At 63.0% G+C, this 19401-nt stretch carries 19 protein-coding genes; 10 read left to right on the top strand and 9 right to left on the bottom strand.

The features are described 5' to 3' along the window. Positions 1 to 78: 78 nt before the first annotated feature. Positions 79 to 600, bottom strand: a complete 522-nt coding sequence (locus IB249_RS11535; protein WP_192304628.1) for a DUF3455 domain-containing protein — start codon at positions 598 to 600, stop codon at positions 79 to 81. A 158-nt stretch (positions 601 to 758) separates the two neighbouring features. Here IB249_RS11535 and IB249_RS11530 point away from each other — a divergent pair, with 158 nt between their 5' ends. Beyond that, the gene (locus IB249_RS11530) at positions 759 to 1382 is read left to right on the top strand and encodes a glutathione S-transferase (RefSeq protein WP_192304626.1); all 624 of its coding nucleotides are present in this window, start codon (positions 759 to 761) and stop codon (positions 1380 to 1382) included. Between the two features lie 149 nt (positions 1383 to 1531). Here the strand turns inward: IB249_RS11530 and IB249_RS11525 are convergent, their stop codons facing one another. Continuing rightward, positions 1532 to 1972 (bottom strand): CBS domain-containing protein, encoded by a 441-nt coding sequence (locus IB249_RS11525; protein WP_017339904.1) that lies wholly within the window; start codon positions 1970 to 1972, stop codon positions 1532 to 1534. A gap of 205 nt (positions 1973 to 2177) precedes the next feature. On the opposite strand from IB249_RS11525, the gene IB249_RS11520 reads away from it, so the two are divergent. Next, the gene (locus IB249_RS11520; RefSeq protein WP_192304887.1) at positions 2178 to 4538 is read left to right on the top strand and encodes a DNA polymerase II; all 2361 of its coding nucleotides are present in this window, start codon (positions 2178 to 2180) and stop codon (positions 4536 to 4538) included. Here the strand turns inward: IB249_RS11520 and IB249_RS11515 are convergent. The 3 genes from IB249_RS11515 to IB249_RS11505 all read right to left on the bottom strand — a co-directional run bounded on the left by IB249_RS11515 (position 4503) and on the right by IB249_RS11505 (position 7079). Then, positions 4503 to 4973: a DUF1810 domain-containing protein gene (locus IB249_RS11515; protein WP_192304624.1), complete on the bottom strand. Its 471-nt coding sequence runs from the start codon at positions 4971 to 4973 to the stop codon at positions 4503 to 4505. The two genes, IB249_RS11520 and IB249_RS11515, sit on opposite strands and share 36 nt — an antisense overlap. Positions 4974 to 5002: 29 nt before the next feature. Next, positions 5003 to 5824 (bottom strand): aldo/keto reductase, encoded by an 822-nt coding sequence (locus IB249_RS11510; RefSeq protein ID WP_192304622.1) that lies wholly within the window; start codon positions 5822 to 5824, stop codon positions 5003 to 5005. Positions 5825 to 5930: 106 nt separating this feature from the next. Next, positions 5931 to 7079, bottom strand: coding sequence for an aldose epimerase family protein (locus IB249_RS11505; RefSeq protein ID WP_192304620.1), 1149 nt, complete (start codon positions 7077 to 7079; stop codon positions 5931 to 5933). Between the two features lie 239 nt (positions 7080 to 7318). On the opposite strand from IB249_RS11505, the gene IB249_RS11500 reads away from it, so the two are divergent. Together IB249_RS11500 and IB249_RS11495 are read left to right on the top strand one after the other, a co-directional pair. After that, positions 7319 to 8068 carry a hypothetical protein gene (locus IB249_RS11500; protein ID WP_192304618.1) on the top strand — a complete coding sequence of 250 codons (750 nt, stop codon included), beginning with the start codon at positions 7319 to 7321 and terminating at the stop codon, positions 8066 to 8068. A 112-nt stretch (positions 8069 to 8180) separates the two neighbouring features. Beyond that, complete coding sequence (locus IB249_RS11495) at positions 8181 to 8966, top strand: sulfite exporter TauE/SafE family protein (protein ID WP_192304616.1); 786 nt, start codon at positions 8181 to 8183, stop codon at positions 8964 to 8966. Here IB249_RS11495 and IB249_RS11490 read toward each other — a convergent pair. After that, on the bottom strand, positions 8963 to 10225 hold the full coding sequence (locus IB249_RS11490) for an MFS transporter (protein ID WP_192304614.1): 1263 nt from the start codon (positions 10223 to 10225) through the stop codon (positions 8963 to 8965). The genes IB249_RS11495 and IB249_RS11490 overlap by 4 nt on opposite strands. A gap of 276 nt (positions 10226 to 10501) precedes the next feature. Here IB249_RS11490 and IB249_RS11485 point away from each other — a divergent pair, with 276 nt between their 5' ends. Genes IB249_RS11485 through IB249_RS11465 form a run of 5 tightly spaced genes read left to right on the top strand, consistent with a single transcriptional unit; the run spans position 10502 to position 15115 of the window. Next, complete coding sequence (locus tag IB249_RS11485) at positions 10502 to 11848, top strand: epoxide hydrolase family protein (protein WP_192304613.1); 1347 nt, start codon at positions 10502 to 10504, stop codon at positions 11846 to 11848. 59 nt (positions 11849 to 11907) lie between these two features. After that, a complete protein-coding gene (locus IB249_RS11480) occupies positions 11908 to 12978 on the top strand; it encodes an alpha/beta fold hydrolase (protein WP_412547994.1) in 1071 nt (356 codons plus the stop codon). Positions 12979 to 13002: 24 nt separating this feature from the next. Next, positions 13003 to 13506: a cytochrome P460 family protein gene (locus IB249_RS11475; protein WP_192304611.1), complete on the top strand. Its 504-nt coding sequence runs from the start codon at positions 13003 to 13005 to the stop codon at positions 13504 to 13506. Positions 13507 to 13530: 24 nt separating this feature from the next. After that, positions 13531 to 14316 carry an alpha/beta fold hydrolase gene (locus IB249_RS11470; protein ID WP_192304609.1) on the top strand — a complete coding sequence of 262 codons (786 nt, stop codon included), beginning with the start codon at positions 13531 to 13533 and terminating at the stop codon, positions 14314 to 14316. Positions 14317 to 14362: 46 nt separating this feature from the next. Beyond that, positions 14363 to 15115, top strand: coding sequence for a 3-oxoacyl-ACP reductase family protein (locus tag IB249_RS11465; protein ID WP_192304608.1), 753 nt, complete (start codon positions 14363 to 14365; stop codon positions 15113 to 15115). 62 nt (positions 15116 to 15177) lie between these two features. On the opposite strand, the gene IB249_RS11460 is transcribed toward IB249_RS11465, so the two are convergent. Further along, positions 15178 to 16392, bottom strand: coding sequence for a CynX/NimT family MFS transporter (locus tag IB249_RS11460; protein WP_192304606.1), 1215 nt, complete (start codon positions 16390 to 16392; stop codon positions 15178 to 15180). Between the two features lie 191 nt (positions 16393 to 16583). Here IB249_RS11460 and IB249_RS11455 point away from each other — a divergent pair, with 191 nt between their 5' ends. After that, the gene (locus tag IB249_RS11455; RefSeq protein ID WP_192304883.1) at positions 16584 to 17309 is read left to right on the top strand and encodes an AraC family transcriptional regulator; all 726 of its coding nucleotides are present in this window, start codon (positions 16584 to 16586) and stop codon (positions 17307 to 17309) included. A 149-nt stretch (positions 17310 to 17458) separates the two neighbouring features. Here IB249_RS11455 and IB249_RS11450 read toward each other — a convergent pair whose 3' ends face one another. Further along, positions 17459 to 18892, bottom strand: a complete 1434-nt coding sequence (locus tag IB249_RS11450; protein WP_192304604.1) for a catalase — start codon at positions 18890 to 18892, stop codon at positions 17459 to 17461. Between the two features lie 76 nt (positions 18893 to 18968). Beyond that, complete coding sequence (locus tag IB249_RS11445) at positions 18969 to 19394, bottom strand: organic hydroperoxide resistance protein (RefSeq protein ID WP_192304602.1); 426 nt, start codon at positions 19392 to 19394, stop codon at positions 18969 to 18971. Between the last annotated feature and the right edge of the window lie 7 nt (positions 19395 to 19401).

Here is a 19401-nt window from a genome sequence, read left to right as displayed (position 1 = left end):
GCTCGCGAAATCGACGGGCCAATGACCATTGTGCTGACCGACCCAGTGCAGTCGCGGGCAGGAGCGCTCCCACAGGGCTTAGCTGGCTGCCCAGAAAATGTAGTCCGCCTGGTATTTCACCACTTCCCGCTGGCCTTTGTTGGCCGTCGTGCATGCCGTACTCGGGGCCACGCCGCCCTTGAGTGCCACGCGCTGGATGTAACTGACGCCGTTCATCGCACCCTTGCCCTCGGCCGGATTGGCCTTGACCAGTTGATAAGGCAGGTTGCCCGGGCTCGACGGGGCGACGGCCAGTTGGGTGCCGGTGACGGTCGAGCCGTCCTTTGCTTGCCAGGTGGCGGGCGGGCCGAAGTAGGTACCGACCTGTTTGCCACTGCGATCATTGAGCACCGCCTTGGGGCCGACGAAGAACCACTCGGTCTGCCCGGCGGCGTTGGCCTTGTCGCGGCATTCGTAGGTGATTTCACCGACTCCGGTAGTTTCCATTGCCACCTTGTGCCCCTCCGGCACCTTGATACTGTCGGGCAGCCCGTTCTGGGCAAACGCCGCAGGAATAGCGGCGAACAAACCGGCAAGGCACATCAGCTGTCTGGCGTTCATGAAATTCTCTCCGTAAGTGAGTCATTCGCTGCGCAGCCAATACGGCTGCTACAGGTACTACCCGTCGGAAAGCCATTTGGATGCAGGGCTGAAAAAAGAAATTTTCCAGCAAGCCCGGAGTCAGCTGCTACAAAGAGAGCACCACAGTGGAGGTGTTTATGTATCAACTCTACGGACACCGCAACTCCGGCGCCGCCGCCATCGAAGCCGCGTTGGAACTCTGCGAGATCGCGTACCGCTTCATCGACGTCGAGCAATCCACCGAGGACGCCCACGCCCTGGAGAAACTCAACCCGCTCAAGCAGATCCCGACCCTGCAACTGCCCGATGGCAGCATCCTCACCGAGAGTGCGGCGATCCTGATCCATCTCGGGCTGAGCTTTCCCCAGTCGGGTCTGTTGCCGAGTAAACCGCTCGAGCGCGACCAGGCCATTCGTGGCCTGGCGTACATCGTCAGCAATTGTTACGCGGCCATCGGCATCATCGATTACCCCGAGCGCTGGTTGGCGGTGGCCGATCAGGCGGCCCGGGAAAACCTCGTGACCGGCGCCCGCGAGCGGCTGCACTGGAGCTGGGAGGTGTTTGCCGATGAGTTTTCCGGCGAGTTGTACCTGGGGGACGAAACGCCCGGGGCACTGGATGTGCTGGCGGCGGTGGTGACGCGCTGGGCCGGCAGCCGCGAGCATTTGCGCAGCGCCCGACCGGGTTTTTTCGCCTGGCTGGAGCGGATCGACCGGCACCCGACCCTGGCGCCGGTGTTTGCCCGGCATTGGCCGGGTTGACTCACACGAAACGGGCATTGATTCCCTGTGGGAGCGAGCCTGCTCGCGATGGGTCGCCAACGATAACGCTGGCTCCCTGAATGCCCGCATCGCCTGACCGTCCATCGCGAGCAGGCTCGCTCCCACAGTGGAAATGGGGTGCGGAGGGCTTATTCCCCGCGAATGTACTGCTCCAGCTGCCGGATCAGTTCCGCCTGTTCCGCAATCGCTTCCTTGACCAGGTCGCCGATCGACAGCAAGCCGATCAGTTTGCCGTTCTCCACCACCGGCAAGTGGCGCAGGCGCTTGTCGGACATGATGCCCAGGCAGGTATCGACGGTCTGGTGGGTGTCCACGGTAATCACCGGCGACACCATGATGTCGCGCACCGGCGTGCCCACCGAGGAGCGCCCGTGCAGCACCAGTTTGCGCGCGTAGTCGCGTTCACTGATGATCCCCAGTACTTCCTCATTCTCCACCACCAGCAGGGCACCGACGTTCTTCTCGGCCATTTTCATCAGCGCTTCGAGCACCATGTGGTCGGGTTTGATCTGGTGCACTTCCTGATTCTTCTGATCTTTCAACTTGAGCAGTTGGGCGACGGTTTTCATGGTGGCTTCTCGGGTGTTGTCGTTGTTCCTGAAGAATCGTAGACCCTGACGTCGAGAGCAAGGCGCAAAGCGGCAGATAACGTGCAAAAAACGTCATTTCGCGGTTTTTCTTGCCTGACCCCGTGGGAGCGGCGCTTTGACGGAGGCGCTATCCCCGGCAATGACGCGTAGAATTGCGTTCCTGATCGACATTGAGGTTGCAGTGGTGGATTTACAGCGGGGCTTCGTCCTGACCCGGCATTGGCGCGACACCCCGAACGGTACGGAAGTCGAATTCTGGCTGGCGACCGACAGCGGCCCCCGGCGCATTCGCCTGCCGCCTCAACCGTCGGTGGCGTTCATTGCGGCCGAGCAACGCGAACCGGCCGAAGCGGTGCTGCTGGGCGAAAAAAACGTCGAGCTCAAGCCCCTGGCCCTGAAGGATTTCGACCACCGCCCGGTGCTTGGCCTGTATTGCCGCCAGCACGGCCAGTTGATGCGCCTGGAAACCGCACTGCGCAAGGCTGGCGTCGAGATGTTCGAAGGTGATGTACGGCCTCCGGAACGCTACATGATGGAGCGTTTCATCACCGCGCCGGTGGTCTTCGGCGGTACGCCGGATGCCGAGGGCCTGCTGCTCGACGCGCAGATGAAAGCGGACCCCGATTATCGGCCGAGCCTCAGGCTGGTGTCCCTGGACATCGAAACCACCGCCCAGGGCGAGCTGTATTCCATTGCCCTGGAAGGCTGCGGTGAACGCCAGGTCTATATGCTCGGCCCGCCTAACGGCGACGCCAGTGCAGTGGATTTCCAGCTCGAGTACTGCGATTCGCGCACGCTGCTGCTGAAGAAAATCAACGAATGGTTCGCCCGGCACGACCCTGATGCGATCATCGGCTGGAACGTCGTGCAGTTCGACCTGCGGGTGCTGCACGAACATGCGCGACGGCTGGGGGTGCCGCTCAAGCTGGGGCGTGGCGGCGAAGAGATGCAATGGCGCGAACACGGCAGCCGCAACCACTATTTCGCCTCAGCGGCGGGGCGGTTGATCATCGATGGCATCGAGTCCCTGCGCTCGGCGACCTGGAGTTTTCCCTCCTTCAGCCTGGAAAATGTCGCGCAAACCCTGTTGGGCGAAGGCAAGGCGATCAGCACGCCGTACCAGCGCATGGATGAAATCAATCGCATGTTCGCCGAGGACAAGCCGGCCCTGGCCACCTACAACCTCAAGGACTGCGAACTGGTCACGCGGATTTTCGCCAAGACCCAGTTGCTCACGTTCCTGCTGGAGCGGGCCAGTGTCACCGGTCTGCCGGCCGATCGCAGCGGCGGCTCGGTGGCGGCGTTCACTCACCTGTACATGCCGCTGATGCACCGCCAGGGGTTCGTGGCACCGAACCTGGGCAGCAAACCGGCCCAGGCCAGTCCCGGCGGGTTTGTCATGGACTCGCAACCGGGCCTGTACGAATCGGTGCTGGTCCTCGATTACAAAAGCCTCTATCCGTCGATCATCCGCACGTTCCTCATCGACCCGGTGGGATTGATCGAGGGGCTCAGGCACCCCGAAGACAGCGAGTCGGTGCCGGGCTTTCGCGGCGCGCGTTTCTCCCGGACCCGCCATTGCCTGCCGGCCATTGTCGCGCGAGTCGCCGAGGGTCGCGAAACCGCCAAGCGCGAGCACAATGCGCCGTTGTCCCAGGCCCTGAAGATCATCATGAATGCCTTCTACGGCGTGCTCGGTTCCAGCGGCTGCCGCTTCTTCGACACGCGGCTGGCCTCGTCTATCACTTTGCGTGGGCACGAAATCATGTTGCGCACCCGGCAACTGATCGAAGCCCAGGGGCATACGGTGATCTACGGCGACACCGACTCGACGTTCGTCTGGCTGCGCCGCGCCCACGGCCAACAGGAAGCGGCGCAGATCGGCCACGCCCTGGTCGATCACGTCAACCAGTGGTGGCGCGAGCATGTGCAGCAGCAATACGGGTTGCACAGCGCCCTGGAACTGCAGTTCGAAACCCACTACAAACGCTTTCTGATGCCCACCATCCGCGGGGCGGAGGAGGGCAGCAAGAAACGTTATGCCGGGTTGGTGACGCGCGACGACGGCCGCGACGAAATGGTCTACAAGGGGCTGGAAACCGTACGCACCGACTGGTCATTGTTGGCCCGACAGTTCCAGCAGGAGCTGTACTCGCTGATCTTTCATCGCAAGCCCCATCGGGACTACGTGCGCGAGTATGTGCGCAAGACCCTGGCCGGCGAGTTCGATGATCGGCTGGTCTACCGCAAGCGTCTGCGCCGGACCCTGGATGACTATGAACGCAATGTGCCGCCGCATGTTCGCGCGGCGCGGATCGCCGACGACTTCAACGATCGACAGGGTCGGCCGCGGCAATACCAGCATGGCGGCTGGATCAGCTACGTGATCACCGTTGCCGGCCCCGAGCCGCTGGAAATCCGCAACGCGCCCATCGACTACGATCACTACGTCACGCGCCAATTGCAACCGGTGGCCGACGCGATCCTGCCCTTTGTCGACGATGATTTCTCAACCCTGGTTGGGGGGCAACTGGGCCTGTTTTGAATCCAGCAGTGTCAGCGTCCATTCATCCGGAATGCCATGGAAGTAACGCTCCAGCGCTTGGTGGTACAGGCTGCCCTGCGGGGTGAACTGGGCGAACAGGGTCATCGATGAATGGAATTTCAGGTCGTCAGGATGACCGAACACCTCGGCAATCGAACGTTCCCGGATATCCAGCACGAGTTGCGTGCAGGTCAGCAGCCGAGGACCCAGCAGGGCATGGTCGAGGTAGGCCGTGGCTTCATCGCTGGAGCGAATGGCGAAGCGTCGGGACATTTCGCTGTCGCCCAACCCGGCGAGCTGCGGAAAGATGAACCACATCCAGTGACTGCGTTTGTGGCCGGCGCCGAGTTCGTTGTGCACGCGCTGCAACACAGGGTTCTGCGCCAGGACAAAGCGCTGCAGATTGAAGGCATCGAGCTGATCGGTGCTTCTCATGAGAAGCCCTCCGACAGAACCGCGATGGCTCAGACCATGGCCAGTCGCTGTTTGCGTTGTGGCGCGCGAAACGCTTGGTCCAGCGCCTCCAGATCCCCGATCTCAAGTTGCAATTGCGCGGCCTGTGCATTCAGGTGCACGTGTTCGGGCCGAACCGCCTTGGGGATGGCAATTACGCCATCCTGTCGCAGAATCCATGCCAGCGCTACCTGCGCCGGGGTCGCCGCGTGACGGGCGGCCACTTGGGCCAGCGTCGGGTGGGCCAGCAATTGCCCGCCCTGGCCTATTGGACAGTATGCCATCAATGGCTGGCGATGCTGCTGGCACGCTGGCAACAGGTCAAATTCGATGCCGCGTTCCTCCAGGTTGTACAGCACCTGGTTGGTGGCGCACGCCGGGGCGTTGAGTGCCTGCAAGTCATCCACGTCGAAATTGGACACGCCCCAGGCGCCGATCCGGCCGTCTTCGCGCAGACGTTCGAAGGCCTCGACGGTTTCTTCGAGGGGATACTGGCCGCGCCAGTGCAGCAGGTACAGGTCAAGGTAATCGGTGTTCAACCGGCGCAGGCTGCGTTCGCAGGCCTGGGGCACACCCCGGCGGCTGGCATTGTGCGGGTAGACCTTGCTGACGAGGAACACCTGGTCGCGCCGCCCGGCAATCGCTTCGCCGACCACTTCCTCGGCGCCCCCTTCGGCGTACATCTCGGCGGTGTCGATCAGGGTCATGCCCAGTTCGATGCCAAGGCGCAATGCAGCGACTTCTTCGGCGTGTCGGGCCGGATCTTCGCCCATGCGCCAGGTGCCCTGGCCAATCACGGGAACCTTGACGCCCGCCAATTCGAGAACCCGCATGCAAACCTCCACTGAACACCAGGACTATTCCAGTTGGCAGCAGAATAGCCCACGGGTTCCCTTTGCCGTTAGCCGCCGGCCCGGAAGGGGCTGGCGGCGGGCGGACTTATTGGGCGCTGAATTTAAGCACGGTGTTCTGGGTATAGGTCTTGCCTGGGTCCAGGCGGGTGGACGGGAAACCCGGCTGATTGGGCGCGTCCGGATAATGTTGGGTTTCCAGGGTGAACGCGCTCCAGTGTGCGTAGGTCTTGCCCGCCTTGCCCTTGACCGAACCGTCGAGGAAGTTGCTGGTGTAGAACTGCACGCCGGGCTCGGTGGTATAGAGCTGCAGGCGGCGCCCGGACTGCGGATCGCTGACGTCGGCGGCGAGCTTGCCCAGGTCGCCCTTGGCATCCAGCACCCAGTTGAAGTCGAAACCGCCTTGTTTCGGCTCGGCGAATTTCAGTTGCGGATGGTTGGCCTTGATGTTCTTGCCGATGGCGGTGGGCTTTGTGAAATCCATCGGCGTACCGGCCACCGGTGCCAGTTCGCCGGTCGGGATCAACGTGCCGTTGACCGGGGTGTAACGGCTGGCGTGCAGGGTCGCGAGCTGTTGCAACACGTCGCCGTTGCCCGCACCCGCCAGGTTGAAGTAGCTATGGTTGGTCAGGTTGAGCACCGTGGGTTTATCGGTGGAAGCCTTGTAATCGATGCGCAGTTCGTTGCGATCATTGAGGCTGTAGGTGACCTCGGTTTCCAGGTTGCCGGGGAAACCCATTTCACCGTCTGCCGAGCGGTACGTCAGGGTCACACCCACCGAGTCCTTGCCCTGGGTCGGCCTGGCTTTCCAGACATGCTTGTCAAAACCCTGCGGACCGCCGTGCAGCGCATTGGAACCATCGTTTTGCGGCACCTGATAGCGTTTGCCGTCGAGTTCGAAGGCGCCGTTGGCCAGGCGATTGCCGAAGCGTCCGATGGTCGCGCCGAAGTACGCTTTGCCGGTCTCATAACCCCGCACATCATCGAAACCGAGCACCACGTCTTCAACCTTGCCGTGCTTGTCCGGCACCTCCAGCGCCTGCAGGGTCGCACCGTAAGTGATCACGGTGGCCTGCATGCCGTGGCTGTTGCGCAGCACGTATTGCTCGACGGGCGTGCCGTCGCGGGTTTTACCGAAGTTTTTGTGTTCGCTGGACAGGCCGGCAGCCTGGGCGGAGAGGGTGGCGATCATCAGTGACAGTCCAAGGAGGCACAATGGAGAGCGGGATTGAAGCATGGTCAAGCTTCCTTTTTGTTGTTTTTGGATAAGTAGTCATACTAGTAGTCGATTGGAAATTCGACGTGTGGGGATTTATAGCGGGTTTTGATGGTTTTGCACTAATAAAGTATGACTATTGTGTTTTCAGGGTTGAGTGAGTGAATTGCCGGCACTGCACTTTTTCGTAATTCCCGGCTCTATCCTTGGCCAGCCTGCGGCGATCCCCACCGCCGGCCCATGCCCAAGTCCACGTCCCCATGGCCCGAGTTTTACCCCTCAGCGTTGTGCCTACCCGCCGCCATTGCCTGCTGCTGGCCCTGCTGTCGATGCTGTTCACTTCCGGGTGCAGCCAGCAGCAAGGGCGTGACATCGTCAGCCAGTTCCGCGAGGGCAGGCCCCAGGAATTTCTCCAGACCAGCGTCGACCGCATGGCCACCCTGGCCATGCGCGACAACCTCGAGAGCCTCTATCTGTTGATGGGCAAGCTCTACCTGCGCAACCCGCAGGAACTGAAAAAATCCGGTTTTCTCGACGCCCGTACGGCCGGGAAACAGGTGCGCCTGGCCATCGAACAGCAACAACCGTTGCCGACCCTGGGTGGCAGGAAAGACCTGGCGGCACTGAGTTATGCCATGAGTCCGGAGTTTCTCGGCGACCGGGTGGGCGCCTTCATCTACGCCATCGGCAGCATGCTGGTCACCGCGCACGGCAACCGGCTGGAGTTCTACATGACCGATGCGATCAACCCGACCTTCGTCAACAACGCCGCGCGCAACATCGAGAAAGCCACCTGGATCCTGAGCCAGCGGCAAACGGCCGATGGCCAGCCTTTGTTGTTTTCCAACGAAATCTCGGAGGAGGGCAGCAACCTGAGTTTTGCCGTGGAATTCGGCAAGATCGTCGCGCGCCTCGACCTGCTGACCCAGATGCTGGACGAACGTTACCGGCGGATCGGCCTGAACTACGCGCAAAGCCTGTTGTTCCTGAATTTCCTGCCGGTGCAGTGATCACCCCGCAGGAAATTGTTTATGGAATAAACATAGATCGCATCGATATAAGTGGTTATAAGAAAAATCGCTATCCTGCGGGCCAGTTTTTTCCTGCTTCGTGGGCGTTTTGATGGAATTCGGTGATTTCGGCTTAATCGTGGCAGGCCTGGTGGTGGGTTTCATCGTCGGCATGACCGGCGTGGGGGGTGGTTCGCTGATGACGCCGATCCTGTTGTGGTTCGGCGTCAACCCGGCCACGGCGGTGGGCACGGATTTGTTGTACGCGGCGATTACCAAATCCAGTGGCGTGCTGGTTCATCGCAAGAACAAGAACATCGACTGGGCCATTACCGGTTGGCTGACCCTCGGCAGCGTGCCGGCCGTGGCGCTGACCCTGTGGTTCCTCAGCACCTTGCAAACCTCGCCCGAGGCGATGAACGCCGTCATCAAGCAGGCGCTGGGCTTCGTGTTGTTTGCCACGGCGCTGGCGATTTTCTTCAAGAAACGCCTGCTCGATTTCGCCCATAAACGCGCCGGCGGCCACTACAACCCCAGCGGTCAGCGCTTGAACGCACTGACCGTGATCACCGGCCTGGTCCTCGGCACCATGGTGGCGCTGACCTCGATTGGCGCCGGCGCCCTGGGCACGGTGGCGTTGTTCATCCTCTACCCGCTGTTGCCAACCCGCCGCCTGGTGGGCACTGAAATCGCACACGCCGTACCGCTGACCCTGGTGGCAGGCCTTGGTCACGCCAGCATGGGCAACATGGACTGGCAGGTGCTGGGTTTCCTGCTGGTGGGCTCGCTGCCGGGCATTTACCTGGGCAGCCACTTGACCGGGCGCATCTCCGATGACTGGCTGCGCCCGTGCCTGGCGACCATGCTGGTGCTGATCGGGTACAAGCTGGCGTTCTAGGTTCGTTTCGTCGAGCTCGGCCGGGCGCCGCGCCAGATCAACAGTGCCGCCAACACTTGGCTGCCGGCAAAAAAGCTGAACAGGCCCAGCGGGCTCCACTGAGCATCCAACAGCAGGCCGGCGACGGGCGGCGACAGGATCGCGCCGCAACGCCCCCCTGCCAGTACCAGACCGACGCCACGGCCGCGGATGGACGCGGCGAAAGCCTGCGGCGCCAATGTAAACAGCGCGGCGATGGCGCCATTGAGCAACAACCCGCTGCTGAAACCGATGGCCACCGCCAGGCTTTGCACGGCAGTGGCCGGCACCAGCAACGTCATCAGCACGCTGTTGAGCAGCACAAACCCCAGCAACAGCCGATTGCCGCCGAAACGATGCGCCCCCAGGCCCATCAACAGGGCGCCGAGCATGCCGCCCAGGCTCAGCAGAATCCCGCCCGCTGCGCCTTGCTCCTGCGAAAAGCCGTTCTGCACCATCAGTGTCGGGGTCCAGCTCATCACGAAGTAGAAACAGAACATGATGAGGAAGAAGGCCAGCGCCAGCGACGTGGTCTGGCGCCACTGACCAGACGCAAACAACTGCCCGAATTCCTTTTCACGTATGGGGCTGGCGTCTGCCAGTCGCGCGTCGCGGCGCCCTTGCTGCAGCGTCAGGAACGCCTGCGATTCGCTCAGCCACAGCACGCCGGCGCAGGTCACGATGAACGTGATCAACCCCCCTGCGAGAAAGACGTAGCGCCAGCCGAGGCTTTCATTGAACAGGTGTGCCAGCACGCCCCCCAGGCTTACGCCGAGGGCGAAGGCCAGTGATTGCAGGGCGATTGCCAGGCCGCGTCGATGCGCACTGGCATGCTCATGGGTCAACACGTTGGCCCCCACCAGCACCGCCCCCAGGCCAATGCCCGTCAAGGTGCGCAGCAGCATCAACGCGCTCAGGCCCTGGCTCCAGAAGGACAGCAGCATGCACAGGCCGCTGAATGACAGGCCGGCCAGCAGCAAGGGGCGACGCCCGTAGCGGTCCGCCATCGGCGCGGCGAACAGCGAGCCGCCGGCCATCCCGATCAGACTGGCACTGAGCAGCATCCCCAGTTCGACCCCGTTCAAACCCCATTGCGCCGAAACGCTGGCTGCGGTGAAGGCCATGACCATAGCGTTCATGCCATCGACCACGTTGAAGAGCATGCACAGGCCGACCACTGCCCAGCGAGTGGCCGCCAGCGCCGTTTCGTTTATCCCCTCGTACAGCGTGCCCCCACTCATTGGCCATCCATCCAGTGCTGTCCTGTACGTCGATACGTTCAACCTCGCACCCTCCCGGGCGCGTTCCGCGCTGCTGACGACACCATTCAGGGGTATTGGCTGGCAAGTGATACTTAGGTATCGACCGACACCTACGTGCAATCGTCCCGAGGGCAAGCGGGTGGTCTTATCAAGCCTGCGAGCGCTGGAGTGAGGCAATGACCGTGGCCACGGCCCGGTAGCCGCTCCAGCCATTCGCGCTGCGCCTGTAGGCCACTTACTCAAAGGAGATTGAACATGCTTGCAGTTTCGTCCGTTCTCACCTGGCGCCGCTGCCTGGCTTCATCCGCCAGGTTGCATCTGCTCGGTCTTGCCCTGCTCGCCGGCAGCAGTGGCGCATGGGCCGCCAATGCGGCATCGGCACAATCGGAGGCCATTCGGCCCTACCGTATCCACGTCGATGAAGCGCAACTGACCGACCTGCGCAAGCGCATCGCCGATACCCGCTGGCCCGACAAGGAGACCGTCAGCGACGTCAGCCAGGGTGTGCAACTGGCCCAGGTGCAGGCGCTGGTGAAGTATTGGGGCAGCGACTACGACTGGCGCAAGGCCGAGGCGAAACTCAATGCCTTGCCCGAGTTCGTGACCACGATTGACGGCGTCGACATCCAGTTCATCCACGTCCGTTCGCGCAATCCCAACGCCATGCCGCTGATCCTCACTCACGGCTGGCCGGGTTCGCAATTCGAGTTCCTCAAGACCATCGGGCCGTTGACCGATCCCACCGCTTACGGCGGTCGCATCGAAGATTCCTTCGACGTGGTGATTCCGTCGATTCCCGGCCATGGGTTCTCCGGTAAACCGACCGAGCTCGGGTGGGGACCGGACCGGGTGGCCAAGGCCTGGGATGTGTTGATGAAACGCCTGGGCTACAGCCATTACGTCTCCCAGGGTGGCGATCATGGTTCGGTGGTTTCCGATGCGTTGGGCCGCCTGGCACCGCCGGGATTACTGGGCATCCACCTGAACATGCCGGCCACCATACCGCCGGAGCTGGTCAAGCCGATCTTCAGCGGCGATCCGGCGCCGAGCGGACTGGGCGATCCGGAACGCACCGCCTTCAACTCGCTGAGCACCTTCTTCGGGCGCAACGCTGCCTACGGCGCGATGATGGTCACTCGACCGCAGACCATTGGTTATCTGCTGGCCGATTCTCCGGCCGGCACGGCGGCGTGGATGTACGAGAAGATCGCCGCCTGGACCGACAGCGACGGCAAGCCCGAGCGCGTCCTGACCCGCGACGAAATACTCGACGACATCAGCCTGTACTGGCTGACCAACGCCGGCGCGTTGTCCTCCCGTTTCTACTGGGAGAACAACAACAATAACTTCAGCGCTGCGGCGCAGAAAACCGCCGAGATCAAAGTCCCGGTGGCGATCACGGTGTTCCCGCACGAAATCTACCGTGCCCCGAAAAGCTGGGCACAACGTGCCTATCCCTCGCTTGCCTATTTCAACGAAGTCAGCAAGGGCGGCCATTTCGCGTCATGGGAACAGCCGCAATTGTTCAGTGAAGAACTGCGTGCCGCGTTCCGGCCTTTGCGCACGGCAGCGAACAAAGCGGTCGCGAACACCGCCCCGTAAGCCCCTGCATGACCAATCGATCACGCGACGGCCATGGGGCCGTCGCCCGGAGAATGACCATGAGCATCCTGCTGAATCCTCAAGCTGTCCCGCGTCATCTGCGTTTTTTTGCCTGCACGGTTCTGACGGCGGCCTTCATGCAACTCGGGGCCCTGACGCTGACCTCGTCGTCCGCCCATGCCGCCGAGGTGGCCGCCGGCACCCTCGGCACCCTGACGCCGGGCGCTCACACGTCCCTCGGCCCGCTCAAGCATGTCAAGGCCGGCCTGCTGGATGTCGCCTACGCCGACCTGGGCCCGGCCGACGGGCCGGTGGTCATCCTGCTGCATGGCTGGCCCTACGATATCCACAGTTACGCTGATGTCGCGCCGGCTCTGGCAGAGCGGGGCTATCGGGTTCTGGTGCCCTACGCGCGGGGTTACGGCGACACGCAGTTCCTGTCCGCCAAAACCGTTCGCAACGGCCAGCCGGCGGCGCTGGCCACGGACGTCATCGATTTCATGGACGCGCTGCACATCAAGCAGGCCGTGTTCGGTGGCTATGACTGGGGCGCACGCACCGCCGACATCGTGGCGGCCTTGTGGCCGGAGCGGGTCAAGGCGCTGGTGGCGGTCAGCGGTTACCTGATCGGCAGCCAGGAGGCCGGCAAGGCCCCCCTGCCGCCCGCTGCCGAATTGCAGTGGTGGTACCAGTTCTACTTCGCGACCGAGCGCGGTCGCCAGGGGTACGAAAAAAACACCCACGATTTCGCCAGGCTGATCTGGACACTGGCTTCGCCCAAGTGGGCGTTCGACGACGCGACCTACGACCGTAGCGCCGCCGCTTTGCAAAACCCCGATCACGTGGCCGTGTCGATCTTCAACTATCGCTGGCGCCTGGGCCTGATCAAGGGTGAGGCCCGGTACGACGCGCTGGAGAAAAAACTGGCCCAGGCCCCGTCCATCGGTGTCCCGACCATCACGATGGAGGGCGATGCCAATGGTGCGCCTCATCCACCGGCCGAAGCCTATGCCAAACGCTTCACGGGCAAGTACGAGCACCGCCTGATCGAAGGCGGCATAGGTCACAACTTGCCGCAGGAGGCCCCGCAAGCCTTCGCCCAGGCCGTCATCGACGCCGACCATCTCTGATCGGCGACGCAAGGGAGAACCCTGATGAAACTCACTTATCTGGCCGTGTTGTCCACCGCCATTGCCTCGGCGGCACTGGTCGCGACCGGCGTTGCCCTGGGCGACAGCGGCGACGCCTCACCGATCTACGGCGTGAAACTTCCCGACGGTTATCGCCAGTGGCCATTGGTCGCTCCGGCGCTGGAAGGCGCTCCCCTGGAAGAACTGCGGGCGGTGCTCGGCAACGAGCAGGCGATCAAGGCTTATCAAGCGTCGACGCTGCCGTTTCCCGACGGCACGGTGCTGGTCAAGCTGGCCTGGAAGCGCGTGCAGTCTGCGGAGTTCGAGCCCGCCTCGATCCCCGGTGCGGCGACCACCGTTCAGGTGATGGTCAAGGACTCGAAAAAATACGCATCGACCGGCGGCTGGGGGTTCGGACGCTTCGTCAATGGCCAACCGGCCGATGAGGCACAGCACCAGACCTGCTTCGCCTGCCATCAGGCACGCGTGCAGAACCACGATTACGTCTTCACCCGCCTGGCTTTCTAAACCATACGACGAAGGGGTTCACCCATGAAAAGCGTCATGACCGCACTGGCGATCACCGCCAGCCTGATCGTCGGCACCCACGCCGTCGCCCAGCCTGAAAAGCCCACCGTCGTGCTCGTGCACGGCGCCTTTGCCGACGCCTCGAGCTGGAACGGCGTGGTGAAGATCCTCGAGCAGGATGGCTTCACCGTGGTGGCCGCCGCCAACCCGCTGCGCAGCGTGAAAAGCGATGGCGAGGCGGTCTCCGCGTTGTTATCGAGCATCCAGTCGCCGGTGGTACTGGTCGGCCATTCCTATGGCGGCAATGTCATCAGCGCGGCGGCGAACGGCCATCCCACGGTGAAGGCACTGGTCTACGTCAGTGCCTTCGCGCCGGAGGCGGGTGAAACCGTCGCCGGCCTGGCCGGAAAATTCCCCGGCAGCACCCTTGGCCCGACCCTTGCCGCGCCGGTCACCCTGGCCGATGGCGGCAAGGACCTGTACATCCAGCAGGACAAGTTCCACGACCAGTTCGCCGCCGATGTGCCGGCACCGGAGGCGGCCTTGATGGCGGCGACCCAGCGTCCGGTCACCGACGCGGCATTGAATGAGAAGTCCGGCGAACCGGCATGGAAGAAGGTGTCTTCCTGGTTCATCTACGGTGACCAGGACAAGAACATTCCACCGCAGGCCATGGCCTTCATGGCCCGTCGCGCCGGGGCCAAAGGGGTGGAAGTGGTCAATGGCGCCTCGCACGTGGTGATGGTTTCCAACCCCGAGCCCGTCGCCCGGATGATCGAAAAAGCCGCTGCGGCTTCCGCCTCCCTGTAATCCGCCCGGATTGATCCTCCCTTCCATACACACACAGGTATTGAATATGTCCACACTCACACAGCGTCTAACCGGCAAGACGGCATTGGTCACGGGCGGTTCGCGCGGCATCGGTGCCGCCATCGTCCGCCGCCTGGCCAGGGAAGGCGCCGCCGTCGCCTTCACGTACTCGGCATCCGAAGAGAAAGCCCAGGCGCTGGTCGCCAGCATCGAAGGCGAGGGGGGCAAGGCGTTGGCCATCAGGGCCGACAGCAAATTCGCCCAGGACATCGAGCATGCCGTCAGCTTTACCGTGCAGAAGCTGGGCGCGTTGAACATTCTGGTGAACAACGCCGGCATACTCGCGCTGGGCGCGGTCGATGATTTCACCGTCGAGGCACTCGACGAGCTGTACGCTGTCAACGTGCGTGCCACGTACATCGCCGCGCGGGCCTGTTCCAAGGTCATGAACCGTGGCGACCGGATTATCACGATCGGCAGTGTCGCCGGCGAGCGTTCCGGTTTCCCCGGCACCAGCGGCTACTCCATGAGCAAGTCCGCGATGACCGGTCTGGTCCGCGGCCTGGCCCTGGACTTCGCCGCGCGGGGCATCACGGTCAACAACATTCAGCCCGGTCCTACCGCTACCGACATGAACCCGGCTGACGCGCCCTATCTGGAGCACGTCATCAGCCTGGTGCCGCTGGGACGTCTGGGTCATGCCGACGAGATCGCCGGCATGGCCGCTTACCTGGCCAGCGAGGAGGCTTCGTTCGTCACCGGTGCGAGCCTGACGGTCGATGGGGGCTACCTGGCCTGATCGTCCTCGTGTTCAGCCGCTGTGGGCCGGTTCGCTGCCTGCCCACAGCGGTGTCAGAGGTTTCAGGCCGCAGCGACCTGAGGCGTGTGCTCGACCGCTGGCTTGAGCAGCGGGGTGATGCACAGCATCAGGATCAATACGCCAAACAACAGCGTGTAGGCCGGGCCGAAGTGGCCGCTGTAGTCACGCAAGGCACCGAACAGCAGCGGGCCAAGCGCTGCGACCAGGTAGCCAACGAACAACATGAACACGGTCCACAAGCCGGCCTGTTCCGCGTTGGCGGCGTTATCCAGCGGCAAGGTCATGGCGACGGTAAAGCCCATGCCCAGGCCGATGGCTGCCAGGACGACGTAAAGAATCGGCAGCCCTGTGGGGAAGAAGGCCATCCCGGCGACGCCCAGTGTCGCCAGCAATGTCGAGAGCCCCAGCAGGCCTCGGCGATCATGCGCCTTGCCGGGAAGCATGCCGGCACAGACACTGGCTACGGCGAACACGGCGGTGAAAACCCCGAGCAAGGTGCCAGGGGACCATGTCGACACGGCCGCTTCTGTCGAGGCCGGTGCCATCCAGGCGAAGAGTGCGTAGACCACGAATTGACCGGCGCCGAAGTTCAACGCCACCCACCAGGCTTGCGGGTGGCGCCATGGCAGGCGGGCCGCCGGACGGGGGCGTGAGGGCGAGAGCGGCGAGGGCGTGGCGAAGGTCCTGGTCATCCACATCCAGCTGGCCACGGCGGTCAGGCACGGCACGCTCCAGAACCCGGCACTGACACGCCAGCTCTGCGCCAGCTCGGCAATCGGTGCACTGAAGACCGCGGCAAGCGTGGCGCCGACGCTCAGTCCGGCGGCATAGATGCCCATGAACAACGCGGCCCGGTGGGGGAAATGGGTCTTGATCCAGCCTCCGGTCATCGCGCCGGCGATGGCGATGCCGACGCTGGCAACGAAGGTACTGCCCAGCAGGAAAACCGCATTGGGTGACAGCGCCCGCAACAGGGTGGCGATGCCCAGCAGCAACAACGCGACCACCACGCAACGGTCGATGCCGAAGCGCCGGGCCAGCCCCGGCACCATCAGGGCGAAGAGTCCCATGCAGACATCGGGAATGGAGGTCAGCAGCGCGGCCTGGGTGTAGCTCAACTGGAAGTGTTGCTGGATCAGCAGCAGAATCGGTCCCACCGATATGATCGCTGGGCGCAATGCGAGGGACAGCACCAGCAGGCCGATCACCGCGGCCATGCTGTGTGTGTTGCCTGGAGAATCAGGGGAATGTGCCATGTGTGCGGCCTCGTCAGGAATAACAGGAACAAGGCTAACAACGGCAGATCAATGGTATATGCCATGTGTTGTCGCAAAAGTGACATCGGGAGGCCCCGCCAGTGAAGCGAGCAGAACGACGCGTTGTCGACGGTGAAACACGGGCACCGCGCAGCGAAAATTACCTGGATTACCAGAACGTGCCGCGCCTGATGACCGTGCTGGTGCGCGATCAGCACACTGGCGAGTACAACGAACCGCATACCCATCGGCACGGGCAGTTGCTGTATGCGTCGAGCGGGGTGATGCGGGTGGCGACGCCGACCGGGCTGTGGGTATTGCCGCCGAAACGGGCGTTGTGGATTCCAGCGCAAATCGTCCATGACCAGCTCATGCTCAGCCCGGTGAAGATGCGCTCGGTCTACATCGAACCCGAGGCCGCGCAGCGTTTCGGTGATCGCTGCAAGGTGGTGGAAATCTCGCCCTTGCTGCGTGAATTGATCCTGGCCCTGGCGGATCAGTCGATCGAGTACCCGTCGGAGGGGCGCAATGCTCACGTCGTGGCCCTGATCCTCAGCGAACTCGACGTCGCACGAACCCTGCCCCTGCAGATTCCATGGCCCCGGGATCGCCGGCTGCTCACGGTCTGCAGCGCCATCCTGGAGAACCCCGAACAAGCCCATTCGGTGGATTACTGGGCGGACCGGGTCGGTGCCAGTTCACGCACGCTGATCCGGCTTTTTCAAAACGAGACCGGCTTGAATTTTCGTCATTGGGTCCAGCAAGTCCGTCTGGCGACGGCGATTGACCGGCTCGACAAGGGACACGCCATCAGCCGCATCGCCCGAGACCTGGGCTATGGCAGCCAGAGCGCCTTCAGCGCCATGTTCCGGCGCCTGATGGGCGAGTCGCCCCGGGAGTTCATGGCGCGCGACTGACGCACCCACACAGGTCAAGGCGGATGCAGCGCCGTGTTTGCCCCGAAAACCACTGTGGGAGCGAGCCTGCTCGCGAATGCAATCCGACAGTCACCGTGAAGTGTCTGCAGTGTCTTCATCGTGAGCAGGCTCGTTGCACCGGTCTGGTATCAGCCCAACGCTTCGATGGCCCGCGCGACACCCGATCCATATTCCGGATCGGCCGCCGTGCAGTTGTCGATATGGCGCTGCTTGACCTGTGCCGAGGCGCCCTGGATCGAGCGTGCGGTGTTGTCGAACAGCACCTGTTTCTGCGCCGCGTCCATCAACCGGAACAACGCCCCCGGCTGGGAAAAATAGTCGTCGTCTTCGCGGTGATTCCAGTGATCGGCGCTGCCCTGCAAGGCCAGTGGCGGCTCACGGAAGTCCGGTTGTTCCACCCATTCCTGGTAACTGTTGGGTTCGTACCCGAGGGTACTGCCGGCATTGGCATTGATGCGCATCTGCCCGTCGCGATGGTAGCTGTGCACCGGGCAGCGGGCCGCGTTCACCGGAATCTGGTGATGGTTGACCCCGACGCGATAGCGCTGGGCATCGCCATAGGAAAACAGCCGCGCCTGCAACATCTTGTCCGGAGAGAAGCTGATGCCGGGCACTACGTTGGCCGGATTGAACGCCGCTTGCTCAACGTCGGCGAAGTAGTTGTCGGGGTTGCGGTTGAGCTCCAGCACGCCCACTTCGATCAACGGGTAGTCGGCATGGGGCCAGACTTTCGTCAGGTCGAACGGGTTGATCGGGTACGTGGCGGCGTCCGTCTCTGGCATCACCTGCACGAACAGTTTCCAGCGTGGGAAATTTCCCTGCTCGATGCTTTCATACAGGTCCCGTTGCGCGCTTTCCCGGTCGCAAGCGATCACGGCGCCGGCCTCGGCGTCGCTGAGGTTGGCGATGCCCTGTTCGGTTTTCCAGGTGAACTTGACCCACGAGCGTTGGTTGTCCGGGCTGATGAAACTGAACGTATGGCTGCCGAAGCCGTGCATGTGCCGATAGGACTGCGGCAGGCCACGGTCACTCATGACGATGGTGACCTGATGCAGGGCTTCGGGCAGCAAGGTCCAGAAGTCCCAGTTGTTGTTGGCGCTGCGCAGGTTGGTGCGTGGGTCGCGCTTGACCGCGTGATTGAGGTCGGGAAACTTCAGCGGGTCGCGCAGGAAGAACACTGGCGTGTTGTTGCCCACCAGGTCCCAGTTGCCTTGCTCGGTGTAGAACTTGATGGCAAACCCGCGAATGTCACGTTCGGCGTCGGCGGCGCCACGTTCGCCCGCCACGGTCGAGAACCGGACAAAGATATCGGTGGTCTTGCCGACGTGGGAAAACAGTCTGGCCTTGGTGTAACGGGTGATGTCTTGGGTCACGGTGAAGGTGCCGTGGGCCCCCGAGCCCTTGGCATGCATGCGTCGCTCTGGAATCACTTCGCGGTCAAAATGCGCGAGCTTTTCCAGCAGCCACACGTCCTGCAGTAACACCGGGCCCCTGGGGCCCGCCGTTTGTGAATTGTTGTTGTCGACCACCGGGGCTCCGGCGGCGGTTGTCAGCTTGGTCATCATCAGGTCCCTACGGTCATGGGGCGGTACCGGGCGATCAGGCGCGGGCCGCCCGGTTCGGATGGGTTGCAGCCACTCAGGCGAGGGTGATCTGCACGGCAATGTTGTTGCGCGACAGCTTCGAATACGGGCAGGTTTCATGGGCGGCATCGACCAGGGCCTGGGCGGATTCGCGATCCACACCCGGCACGCTGACATTCAGGCGCGCCTGCAGGAAGTAACTGCCCTCGGCCGAGCACAGGTCCACTTGTGCATCGATGGCGACGGGCTGCGGCAGGTTGATGCTCATGCGCCGTGCGGCCAGGCGCAGTGCGCCTTCGAAGCAGGCGGACCAACCGGCGGCGAACAGTTGCTCCGGGTTGGTGCCGGCCCCTGAAGAGCCTGGGCTGGAGAGCGAGATGTCAAGACGTCCGTCATGGCTGCGGGCGTGACCGTCGCGGCCACCGGTGGTATGGACGTTGGCGGTGTAGAGCACATTCTCGGGGGCGGTCGGAGCAGGCATGGCGATT

This window comes from Pseudomonas sp. PDM04 (assembly GCF_014851765.1).
Taxonomy (GTDB): Bacteria; Pseudomonadota; Gammaproteobacteria; order Pseudomonadales; family Pseudomonadaceae; genus Aquipseudomonas.
Note: the sequence above shows the minus strand (reverse complement) of the source record. Positions and strands in the feature narration are given on the sequence as shown.